The organism is Streptomyces mangrovi (assembly GCF_900114215.1).
Lineage (GTDB): Bacteria > Actinomycetota > Actinomycetes > Streptomycetales > Streptomycetaceae > Streptomyces > Streptomyces barkulensis.
Map to the genome: position 1 here is coordinate 189,737 of NZ_FOSG01000011.1, position 9,564 is coordinate 199,300.

Sequence of the window (9,564 nt, forward strand, 5' to 3'; positions counted from 1 at the left end):
CCCCGTCCGGAAAGCGTCAGGAAGCGGGCCGCCGACCGCGGTCGGTCCTGGCCTCGAGAGCGTGCAGAACGGCCACCATGTCGCGGTCGCCGTGCCCCAGCGCGACCGTCTCGCCGAAGAGGGTGTGGCAGACCTCCAGCAGGGGAGAGGCCAGACCGGCCTCCCGGGCCGCCTCGTGGATCAGCCGGTTGTTCTTCAGCACGTCCAGGGCGGCGGCCTGGACGCCGAAGTCGCGTGCCAGCAGTTTGGGCGCCTTCATGCGGGAGACGCCGCTGGCCATCGGGCCGGCGTCGAGCACGTCCAGGAACAGCCGCCGGTCCAGGCCGTGGCGGTCGGCGAAGTGGAACGCCTCGGTGAGACCGGTGACCATGGTGATCAGGAACAGGTTCACCGAGAGCTTCATCAGCAGCGCGTTCGGAGCGGGCCCGCACACGAACACCTCCCGGCACATCGGCCGCAGCAGTGGGCGCACCGGCTCCACGGCCGCCGGCTCCCCGGCCACCATCGCCACCAGCCGCCCCGCCTCGGCGGGCACCCGGGAGCCGGAGACGGGGGCCTCGACGTAACCGCCGCCGGCCGCGCGGACGTCGGTCTCCAGCCCGCGCGAGTAGTGGGGCGAGGCCGTCCCCATGTGCACGATCGTGCGCCCGGCGACGTGTGAGGCGAAGTCGGGTGTGCCACGGCCCAGTACGGTGTCCGTCGCCGCCTCGTCGGCCAGCATCAAGAAGACGGTGCCGGCACGCTCGAAGACCTCGGAGGGGCTCGCCGCCACCTCGGCCCCGGCCGCGCGCAGCGGTTCACTCCTGGCGGCGGTACGGTTCCAGACGATCGGTGCCATACCGGCGCGGGCCAGGTTGAGCGCCATGGGCTGTCCCATGACGCCGAGGCCGAGGAAACCCACGTCCACGCTGTGCCGCCCTTCCGGCCGGAGGGCCACGGCCCTCGCCCGCCCGCCTGCCTGTCTGCCCCGCCCTCTATGACAGCCGTCATAGTAGCGGCCGTTATGACGTGTGTCATAGCGCCGGGCTCGGCTCGGCTCGGCCCGGCTCGGCCCGGCTCGGCCCGGTCCGGGGCGGTCCGGGGCGGGGCGGGGCGGACCACCTGGGACCTCTCCCGTGCCGGGGCGGCCGGAGCGGCACCGATAGGCTGGTCGGACCGGCGGGGCGAGTGCCGTCCGCCCGGTTCGCCAGGGGATCGGAGGTCGGCGATGGCGGTTTCCCGGCGGGGACCGCGCGAGCGGATGGTCTTCAGCGCGGCCCAGCTCATCCGGCGCGACGGAGTCGCCGCGACCGGTCTGCGCGACATCGTCGAGCACGCGCGGGCCCCGAGAGGATCGCTGCGGCACTACTTCCCGGGCGGCAAGGAGCAGCTCGTCAACGAGGCCGTGGAGTGGGCCGGCCGCTACGCGGCCAAGCGCGTGGCCCGGTTCCTGGCCGAGATGCCCGAGCCGTCGCCGAGCCGCCTGTTCGATGCGATGGTGCGCCAGTGGACCGACGAGTACCGGTCGGCCGGGTTCGCGGCGGGCTGCCCCGTCGTCGCCGCCACGGTGGACCGCGCCGGCTCCGCCGAGTCCACCGGACAGGCGACCGCCGCCGCGTTCGCCGCCTGGAACCGCCCGGTGGCGCGGGCGCTGACGGAGATGGGTGTGCCGGCCTCCCGGGCCGTCTCGCTGGCGACCCTGATGATCAGCGCGCTGGAGGGGGCGATCGTGATCGCCAGGGCCGAGCGCGACGTACGCGCCCTCGAGACCGTGGCGCGGGAGCTCGGCCCCGTCCTGGACGCGGGCGTCACCCCGCGGGACTGACGCCCGCGCGGGGAGGGGCGGTCCGGTTCGAGACCCCGGTGATCACGACCGGGTGTCGGCTGCGTCGCCGGCCGCCGCCACACCGGCGGGCGGCGCGGAGAGGCCCGGAGCGCGGCGGTGGCGGAGCGTAGCGTGGGCATACGGAGGCCGGGGCCGACGCGTGCCCGGTACGGCGAAGGGAGCGCACACCATGGCGACCGCGCAGCGCATGGTGGTCATCGGAGGCAACGCGGCGGGCATGTCCGCCGCATCGCAGGCACGAAGGCTGAAGGGGCCCGGGGAACTGGAGATCATCGCCCTCGAACGGGGCGGTTACACCTCCTACTCCGCCTGCGGCATCCCCTACTGGGCCGGGGGCGATGTCGCGGCCGCCGACGACCTGATCGCACGGACCCCCGAGGAGCACCGTGAGCGGGGCATCGACCTGCGGCTGCACACCGAGGTCACCGAGCTCGACCCGGACGGCTGCCGCGTCCGCGTCCGCGGTGGCGGTGACGGTGACGGCGGCGGGGGCGATGACAGCGGCCCCGGGAAGTGGCTGGGCTACGACCATCTGGTCATCGCCACCGGCGCCCGCCCCCTGCGCCCCGGCCTGCCGGGCATCGACGCGCCGGGCGTACACGGCGTACAGACCATGGACGACGGCAGGTCCCTGCTGGAGGCCCTGGAGGAGACCGAGTCGGCGCGCACCGGGCGGCGCGCGGTCGTGGTCGGCGCCGGCTACATCGGCGTGGAGATGGCCGAGGCGCTGGTCCGCCGCGGTTACCGGGTCACGGTGCTGGACCGGGCCGAGGAGCCGATGACCACCCTGGACCCCGACATGGGCCGACTGGTGCGCGAGGCGATGGTCGGCATGGGCATCGAGACGGTCACCGAGGCCGCCGTCACCGCCGTCCGCACCGGCGAGGGCGGCCGGGTGCGGGCGGTCGCCACCGAGGACGCCGAGTACGAGGCCGATCTGGTGGTCCTCGGCCTGGGCGTGCGGCCCGAGACCGGGCTCGCACGCGAGGCGGGGCTGCCGCTGGGGGAGTCCGGCGGCCTGCTCACCGACCTGGCGATGCGGGTGCGGGGGAGGGAGAACCTCTGGGCGGGCGGAGACTGCGTCGAGGTCCTGGACCTCGTCTCCGGCCGCGACCGCCACATCGCGCTGGGCACGCACGCCAACAAGCACGGCCAGGTCATCGGTACCAACATCGGCGGCGGCTACGCCACCTTCCCCGGTGTCGTCGGCACGGCCGTCAGCAAGGTCTGCGACCTGGAGATCGCCCGCACCGGCCTGCTGGAGAGTCAGGCCCGCTCCGCGGGACTGCGGTTCGTGACCGTGACGATCGAGTCGACCAGCCGCGCCGGCTACTACCCGGGCGCCGCGCCGATGCATGTGAAGATGCTCGCCGAGCACCGCACGGGCCGCCTGCTGGGCGTGCAGATCGTCGGACGCGAGGGCGCGGGCAAACGCGTGGACGTGGCCGCGGTCGCCCTGTCCGCGTCGATGACGGTCGAGCAGATGACGTCCCTGGACCTGGGGTACGCGCCGCCGTTCTCCCCGCTGTGGGACCCGGTGCTGGTGGCGGCCCGGAAGGCGACCGCGGCGGTGCGCCGGGCCGGCGCGCACTGACGACACGGCGCATCACCGACGAACTCCCCGCGGACATGTCGGCGCGGGGCTTCCTGCGCGCCTCCACCGAGGGGCTGGGGCTGCCGATGCCGGCGCGCCCCGGCCCACACCGTCCGAGAGTCCCCGGCTTCCACTCGCACACCCAGCGGCCCCGAGCGGTCAACGACGCGTCGTGACGGTCGTGGCGCGGAAGCGGCACGCCGACACACCGGGACCGGGCGCGGTGATCTCAGGCCGGTTGCCGCGCGAAGAGCTCCAGATGGCCGCACCTCGGGCAGCGGCAGGCGTCGATCTGCCACCGGGGGCGGCCCATGCACTCGGCGCCACCGAACACGCCGCGCTCCAGCGGTCCGGCGATCCAGCGGGCGTATCCGCGGGAATTCTCGCCCGAGTCCTCGACGAATCCCGGCTCCAGGCCGGTCACACCGCACTGGGCGCACTTCACGGTGTCCACAGCGGGAGTCCACCGAGCCGTCGCGGGGGCCGGCCGAGGGGCGGCGGACAGCCCCGGCACCCCACCTGACCTGGAGTGGTCTCCGCGTGCGGGCTTGTCATGACGGTGACATAAGATGCACGCACCATTCATGAATTTTCCCCAGAGGATGTACGCGTCATGACAATCCGTGCGCCGTTCCGCTCCCCGCGCGGCATATCCGCCGCCGTCGCCCTGCTCGCGATCGGGGCGGCGGGGTGCTCCGACGTGGTCGACAGCGCCAAGAACGGCGCGAAGAAGGCGGCCCGCCAGCGGTCGGTGTTCTCGCTGTCCACCGGGGACTGCTACAACCCCAACAGCCGGAAGACCGAGGGCGAGGCGTTCGCCATCGAGCTCGTGCCGTGCGACGAGCCGCACCGGGGCCAGGTCGTCGGCGAGTTCGACATCGAGGAGAAGGGGGACTTCCCCGGCGACGAGGCGGTCACGGCGATCGCCGACGAGCGCTGCCCGGCCGAGGCGGGAGAGTTCGCCCCGGACACCTGGGCGCTGCCCGAGGGGGTCGGCCTCTCCTACTACACCCCCACCGCGGAGAGCTGGGCCACCGGCGATCGCGCCGTGAGCTGCACCTACACCAAGGAGTCGGGTGAGTTCACCGGCTCGCTGAAGGTCGGTGCGAAGTCGCTGAAGCCGGGTCAGAAGACCTACCTGAACGGCGCGAACGCCGTCTACGAGGCCCTGTGGGCGAACCAGCCCGAGGCGGAGACCGTCGAAGAGGACCTCGAGGGCTACAAGGCGCAGGCCGACGCCGTCGCCACCGCCCTCGACGCACACCTCGACGGTCTGCGGGGCATCGAGGGGACGGAGACCGGCAAGCTCCGCACCCGGCTGGAGAAGACCGCCGGCCACTGGAAGGACGCCGCGAAGGCCGGTGACGCCGACGCGTTCTACGTCGCCTACGACCCCGCCTTCACCGGCCTGGACCCCGGCGACACGGTCGCCGCCCGCAAGGAGCTCGGTCTGGCCACCACCGTCCCGGCCGACGACGCCGAGGTCTGGGCGAGCTGACCCCTCGTCGGCCGCCCCGCGACCGGGTGGCGGTGCCGGTTCACAGCGGCCGGCCCCGCCGCCCGCCCGGGGCCGCCGCCGGGAGCGTGCCGATTGACGGATTGGGGCGCGCCGCGGCTGGGCAGGGAGCTTGCAGCGTGTCATGAGCACGCTCAACCCCCACAAGGAGGACGACCATGCACGTCCGCACACTCGTCCGCGGCTTCACCGCGGCCCTGGCGGCCACCTTCGCACTGGCCGGCGGCCAGGCCGCCGCCGCGCCGGCCGCCCCCGCCACCGAGGACCGCGCCCTCGCCCCGCGAATCCTCACCTACGACGCGAGCGGGGCGGCGGAGTTCAGGGCCGCGGTCGACCGGGGCGCGGCGATCTGGAACGAGAGTGTCGACGCCGTCGAACTGCGGCCGGTGGCGGCCGGGCAGCGCGCCAACATCCGGATCCTCGCCGACAACGGCTGGCCCCGCGCCTACACCTACTCGCTGGGCAACGGCGTCGTGTACATGGGCCGGCAGGCCGTCGACCAGGGCTACAACACCGTTCGCATCTCCTCCCACGAACTGGGCCACATCCTGGGGCTGCCGGACCGCAAGCCCGGCCCCTGCTCGAGCCTGATGTCCGGTTCCAGCGCCGGGGTCGCGTGCACGAACCCTTATCCGAACGCGGCGGAGAAGGCTGAGGTCGAAAGCGACTTCGGCGGGGCGTTCGCCTGGCCGGCCGGGGCGCCGCGCAATGTGATGACCGTGGACTGACGCATGGAGGCGGGGGTGCCCCGCCTCCATGTCCACCGCGGTCGGGAGGGTCCCGTCGCGCACCTGTGAGGGTGCGCGACGGGACCCTCCGTCCGTACCGCTGACCGGGTAGCGCCTCCGCCCCGTCAGCGGTCGCCGTGGCGGATCAGGGAACGGACCATGCGGCAGGTCGCCCTGGAGGGCGGATGGACGCCGATCTGCTCGGCCGTGGCGCGGATCCTGCGGTCGGTGGCCCGCTCCGGACGGTGGACGCCGGTGTCGAGCAGGGCTATGGCCAGGCGCATGGCCTTCAGGCGGCGGTTGTGCGAGACGTACCACTCGCGGGGCCGGCCGGCCGGTAGCGGTTTCTTCGGCAGGGTGGTCAGGGTCGTCAGTGCGGTGGCGGCGGGTGTGGTCGGGACCTTCGAGGGGTGCTCGGCGGCGAGCGCGGCAGAGGCCATCGGCTTCCTCCTGAGGTGGTCGTCCGGCCGTCTCGATCTGCCTTCCATTTTACTGTGGGCCACTGACAAAAGACCTGGTCAAAGAGGAGTGAGAGGCTCCGGAGCGCCTTGTTCGCAGGCCTTGGCGGCAGGTCGTGCCGCGGCTCGGGGAGCCGGCGGGCCGGACGCCGGAGTCCATGGGACTTTCCACCCGATAAGTGTTGATTTGTCGACAAGACGTGCCTAGTCTGTGACTGAGGACAGATTTCGAACATGGATTCGAACTGAAGCTTCGGCCGCGTGGGTGCACGTCTCGCCGGGCCGGGACCGCGTCCCGCCAACCGGCGAGCCCACCCCGAACCGCCGTCGGATGCGCCAGAGGAGAAATGGCGTGAACACCTTCACCTTCGCCCCCGCCACCAAGGAACAGGCCAAGGCCCGCATCGCGCTGACCGGACCGACCGGATCGGGCAAGACCTACACCGCGCTCATCACCGGCACCGCGATCGGTGAGCGGGTGGCCCTCATCGACACCGAGCACGGCAGCGCGTCCAAGTACGCCGACGAGTTCGCCTTCGACACCCTCCAGCTCACCTCCTTTGAGCCCACCGGGCTCATCGACGTCCTCGCGGTGGCCGCCCACGAGGGCTACGACACCGTGATCGTCGACTCGCTCTCGCACTTCTGGTCCGGCGCGGGCGGAGTGCTCGAACAGGTCGACAACGCCGCGAAACGCTACGGGACGGGCAGCAGCTTCGCCGCCTGGAAGGAGACCCGTCCCATGGAGCGGGCGATGATCGACGCCCTGCTCGCCTACCCCGGTCACCTCATCGTCACCATGCGCACCAAGACCGAGTACGTCGTCGAGACCGACGACCGCGGGCGCAAGGTGCCGCGCAAGGTCGGGCTCAAGCCCGAGCAGCGGGAGGGCATCGAGTACGAGTTCGACATCGTCGGCGACCTCGACCACGAGAACACCCTGGTGATCTCCAAGTCCCGGGCGAAGCCGCTGTCCGGGCTGGTGATCCGCAAACCGGGCACGGAGTTCGCCGGCTCCGTCCTCGACTGGCTCAACGCGGGCAAGCCCACCCCGAGCGCGTCCGACTACCTCGCCACCGCCACCGCCCCGAACACCACCTACGAGGAACTGCGCGCCCTCTACGAGGAGGCCCGCCGGCACAACCTGCTCGCCGCCGCCGTCCTGGACCAGGCGGGGGAGCCCACCACACTGGGCGACCTCATCGTGCGCCGCGGGACCGAGGCGAGGAAGGGGGCCGGGAAAGCCGGGGAGACCCGGAAGGAGACCGAGCGGAAAGCCGTGCCGGCATGAACCTCAAGGAGCACGCGACCAGGGTCGCCGTACTCAAGGTGCTGCGCGACGCGGTGGAGGAGCAGTACCAGGCCACCCGCCGCGAGGTCCTCGACGGACTGCGCGCGGCCCGCGAGGAGTACGCGCTGAAGTCGATACGGGTGACCCTGCGGGACGGCACGCCCATCGCCACCATCACGCTCATCGACCCCAGGCCGGAGGTCGTGGTCGCCGACGAGGGCGCCTTCACCACCTGGGTGGTCGAGAACCACCCGGACGAGGTGGAGACGCTCGTGAGGGTGCGTCCCAGCTGGCGCAGGCAGTTCACCGCCGGGCTCACCGCCTGGCCGGGGCCGGTCACCGACCCGCACACCGGAGAGGTGGTCCCGGGCCTGGAGACGGCCCCGCCGCCGGAGCCGCGATCGTTCAGCCTCCGGCCCGTGCCGGGCGGAACGGAGCAGGTCGCCCGGGCCTGGCGCACCGGCGAGATCGACCTGCCCCGGCTGCTCGCCCTCGACGGCGGTGAAGGGCGTGGCGGGATCCGGGGCGAGGCCCGGGGCGAGGAGCGCTGACCACCGCCTCCGCGCGCCCACGGCACGCCCGCCTCGCACCCGCCCCACATCCGCCGTACACCCCTCGCACGAGAGGAGCCGGCCATGGCCGGTGAGCCCGTGATCACCGTCGTCGGCAACCTGACCGACGACCCCGACATCCGCACCACCCCGTCCGGAGACACGGTCACCCATTTCACCGTCGCCTCCACACCCCGCACCTTCGACCGGCGGAGCAACGAGTGGAGGGACTCCGCCGAGACGCTGTTCCTGCGCTGCTCGGCCTGGAGGCAGGAGGCGGAGCACGTCGCCGAGTCCCTCACGCGCGGTACGCGCGTCATCGTCCAGGGCCGGCTGCGCCAGCGGACCTTCGAGACCCGCCAGGGCGAGAAGCGCACCGTGGTGGAGTGCGAGGTGGACGAGGTCGGCCCCTCCCTGCGGTTCGCCGGCGCGACCATCGCCAGGGGCCCGCGCACGGGCGTCCCCGCCGGCGACCGCTTCGGCGCCGCACCGGCGGCCGACGGCCCGCCCGGCCGGGACGACGGTGAGCGGCACGCGCCCGGGGAGAGCGAACTCCCCTTCTGACCGCGGCGGTCTTCCACAGGACCGCCCACCCGGCGCCACGGCGGCGGGCGGCCGCGGCCGGCACCTCAGGCCGCCCGCCGCACCGGCGCAACCCGACCCACCGAGGTGGACCCAGTGAAAGCACAGGACCGCGAGAAGGCGCTCGACGCCGCGCTCGCACAGATTGAACGGCAGTTCGGCAAGGGTGCGGTGATGCGCCTGGGCGACCGGCCGAACGAGCCCATCGAGGCCATCCCGACCGGGTCGACCGCCCTGGACGTGGCGCTGGGCGTGGGCGGTCTGCCGCGCGGCCGGGTGGTGGAGGTCTACGGCCCGGAAGCCTCCGGCAAGACCACCCTGACCCTGCACGCGGTGGCCAACGCCCAGCGGATGGGCGGCATGGTCGCCTTCGTCGACGCCGAGCACGCGCTGGACCCGGAGTACGCCAAGCGGCTGGGAGTGGACGTGGACTCCCTGATCCTGTCCCAGCCCGACAACGGCGAGCAGGCGCTGGAGATCACCGACATGCTCATCCGCTCCGGGGCGCTGGACCTGATCGTGATCGACTCGGTGGCCGCCCTGGTGCCGCGCGCGGAGATCGAGGGGGAGATGGGCGACTCGCACGTGGGCCTGCAGGCGCGGCTGATGAGCCAGGCGCTGCGCAAGATCACCGGTGCGCTCAGCCAGTCCAAGACCACCACCGTCTTCATCAACCAGCTCCGCGAGAAGATCGGGGTGATGTTCGGGTCGCCGGAGACGACCACCGGTGGGCGGGCGCTGAAGTTCTACGCCTCGGTGCGGCTGGACATCCGCCGGATCGAGACGCTCAAGGACGGCACGGACGCGGTGGGCAACCGCACCCGGGTGAAGGTGGTCAAGAACAAGGTGGCGCCGCCGTTCAAGCAGGCGGAGTTCGACATCCTCTACGGGGTGGGGATCAGCCGGGAGGGCGGGCTGATCGACATGGGGGTGGAGCACGGCTTCATCCGCAAGTCGGGTGCCTGGTACACCTATGAGGGCGACCAGTTGGGGCAGGGCAAGGAGAACGCCCGCAACTT

General features: G+C 72.7%; 11 protein-coding genes. 8 read left to right on the plus strand and 3 right to left on the minus strand.

The genetic code is table 11. The features are described from left to right. Positions 1-16: 16 nt before the first annotated feature. Positions 17-907, minus strand: a complete 891-nt coding sequence (locus tag BM237_RS17380; protein WP_093850595.1) for an NAD(P)-dependent oxidoreductase — start codon at positions 905-907, stop codon at positions 17-19. 300 nt (positions 908-1,207) lie between these two features. Here BM237_RS17380 and BM237_RS17385 point away from each other — a divergent pair, with 300 nt between their 5' ends. Beyond that, a complete protein-coding gene (locus BM237_RS17385; RefSeq protein ID WP_093850596.1) occupies positions 1,208-1,804 on the plus strand; it encodes a TetR/AcrR family transcriptional regulator in 597 nt (198 codons plus the stop codon). Positions 1,805-1,994: 190 nt separating this feature from the next. Beyond that, positions 1,995-3,419: an FAD-dependent oxidoreductase gene (locus BM237_RS17390; protein ID WP_093850597.1), complete on the plus strand. Its 1,425-nt coding sequence runs from the start codon at positions 1,995-1,997 to the stop codon at positions 3,417-3,419. Between the two features lie 229 nt (positions 3,420-3,648). Here the strand turns inward: BM237_RS17390 and BM237_RS17395 are convergent, their stop codons facing one another. Next, positions 3,649-3,873: a hypothetical protein gene (locus BM237_RS17395; protein ID WP_093850598.1), complete on the minus strand. Its 225-nt coding sequence runs from the start codon at positions 3,871-3,873 to the stop codon at positions 3,649-3,651. A gap of 159 nt (positions 3,874-4,032) precedes the next feature. On the opposite strand from BM237_RS17395, the gene BM237_RS17400 reads away from it, so the two are divergent. Together BM237_RS17400 and BM237_RS17405 are read left to right on the plus strand one after the other, a co-directional pair. Next, a complete protein-coding gene (locus tag BM237_RS17400; protein WP_093850599.1) occupies positions 4,033-4,917 on the plus strand; it encodes a septum formation family protein in 885 nt (294 codons plus the stop codon). A 176-nt stretch (positions 4,918-5,093) separates the two neighbouring features. Then, positions 5,094-5,663: a snapalysin family zinc-dependent metalloprotease gene (locus tag BM237_RS17405; protein WP_093850600.1), complete on the plus strand. Its 570-nt coding sequence runs from the start codon at positions 5,094-5,096 to the stop codon at positions 5,661-5,663. A gap of 125 nt (positions 5,664-5,788) precedes the next feature. Here the strand turns inward: BM237_RS17405 and BM237_RS17410 are convergent, their stop codons facing one another. After that, positions 5,789-6,103, minus strand: coding sequence for a hypothetical protein (locus tag BM237_RS17410; protein ID WP_245793688.1), 315 nt, complete (start codon positions 6,101-6,103; stop codon positions 5,789-5,791). A gap of 370 nt (positions 6,104-6,473) precedes the next feature. Here BM237_RS17410 and BM237_RS17415 point away from each other — a divergent pair, with 370 nt between their 5' ends. From BM237_RS17415 to recA, 4 genes are all read left to right on the plus strand, one after another. Then, the gene (locus BM237_RS17415) at positions 6,474-7,412 is read left to right on the plus strand and encodes an ATP-binding protein (RefSeq protein ID WP_245793690.1); all 939 of its coding nucleotides are present in this window, start codon (positions 6,474-6,476) and stop codon (positions 7,410-7,412) included. Further along, positions 7,409-7,963: a hypothetical protein gene (locus BM237_RS17420; RefSeq protein WP_093850602.1), complete on the plus strand. Its 555-nt coding sequence runs from the start codon at positions 7,409-7,411 to the stop codon at positions 7,961-7,963. Before BM237_RS17415 ends, BM237_RS17420 begins: the two co-directional genes overlap by 4 nt. 84 nt (positions 7,964-8,047) lie before the next feature. After that, positions 8,048-8,527 (plus strand): single-stranded DNA-binding protein, encoded by a 480-nt coding sequence (locus BM237_RS17425; RefSeq protein ID WP_093850603.1) that lies wholly within the window; start codon positions 8,048-8,050, stop codon positions 8,525-8,527. A 114-nt stretch (positions 8,528-8,641) separates the two neighbouring features. Further along, the coding region (gene recA, locus BM237_RS17430; RefSeq protein WP_093850604.1) for a recombinase RecA at positions 8,642-9,564 on the plus strand (923 nt) is incomplete at its 3' end.

What these genes read in the sequence shown, in the direction of transcription:
- BM237_RS17385 (WP_093850596.1), top strand. Translation starts at nt 1,208, where the DNA reads ATGGCGGTTTCCCGGCGGGGACCGCGCGAGCGGATGGTCTTCAGCGCG.
- BM237_RS17390 (WP_093850597.1), top strand. Translation starts at nt 1,995, where the DNA reads ATGGCGACCGCGCAGCGCATGGTGGTCATCGGAGGCAACGCGGCGGGC.
- BM237_RS17400 (WP_093850599.1), top strand. Translation starts at nt 4,033, where the DNA reads ATGACAATCCGTGCGCCGTTCCGCTCCCCGCGCGGCATATCCGCCGCC.
- BM237_RS17405 (WP_093850600.1), top strand. Translation starts at nt 5,094, where the DNA reads ATGCACGTCCGCACACTCGTCCGCGGCTTCACCGCGGCCCTGGCGGCC.
- BM237_RS17410 (WP_245793688.1), bottom strand. Translation starts at nt 6,103, where the DNA reads ATGGCCTCTGCCGCGCTCGCCGCCGAGCACCCCTCGAAGGTCCCGACC.
- BM237_RS17420 (WP_093850602.1), top strand. Translation starts at nt 7,409, where the DNA reads ATGAACCTCAAGGAGCACGCGACCAGGGTCGCCGTACTCAAGGTGCTG.
- BM237_RS17425 (WP_093850603.1), top strand. Translation starts at nt 8,048, where the DNA reads ATGGCCGGTGAGCCCGTGATCACCGTCGTCGGCAACCTGACCGACGAC.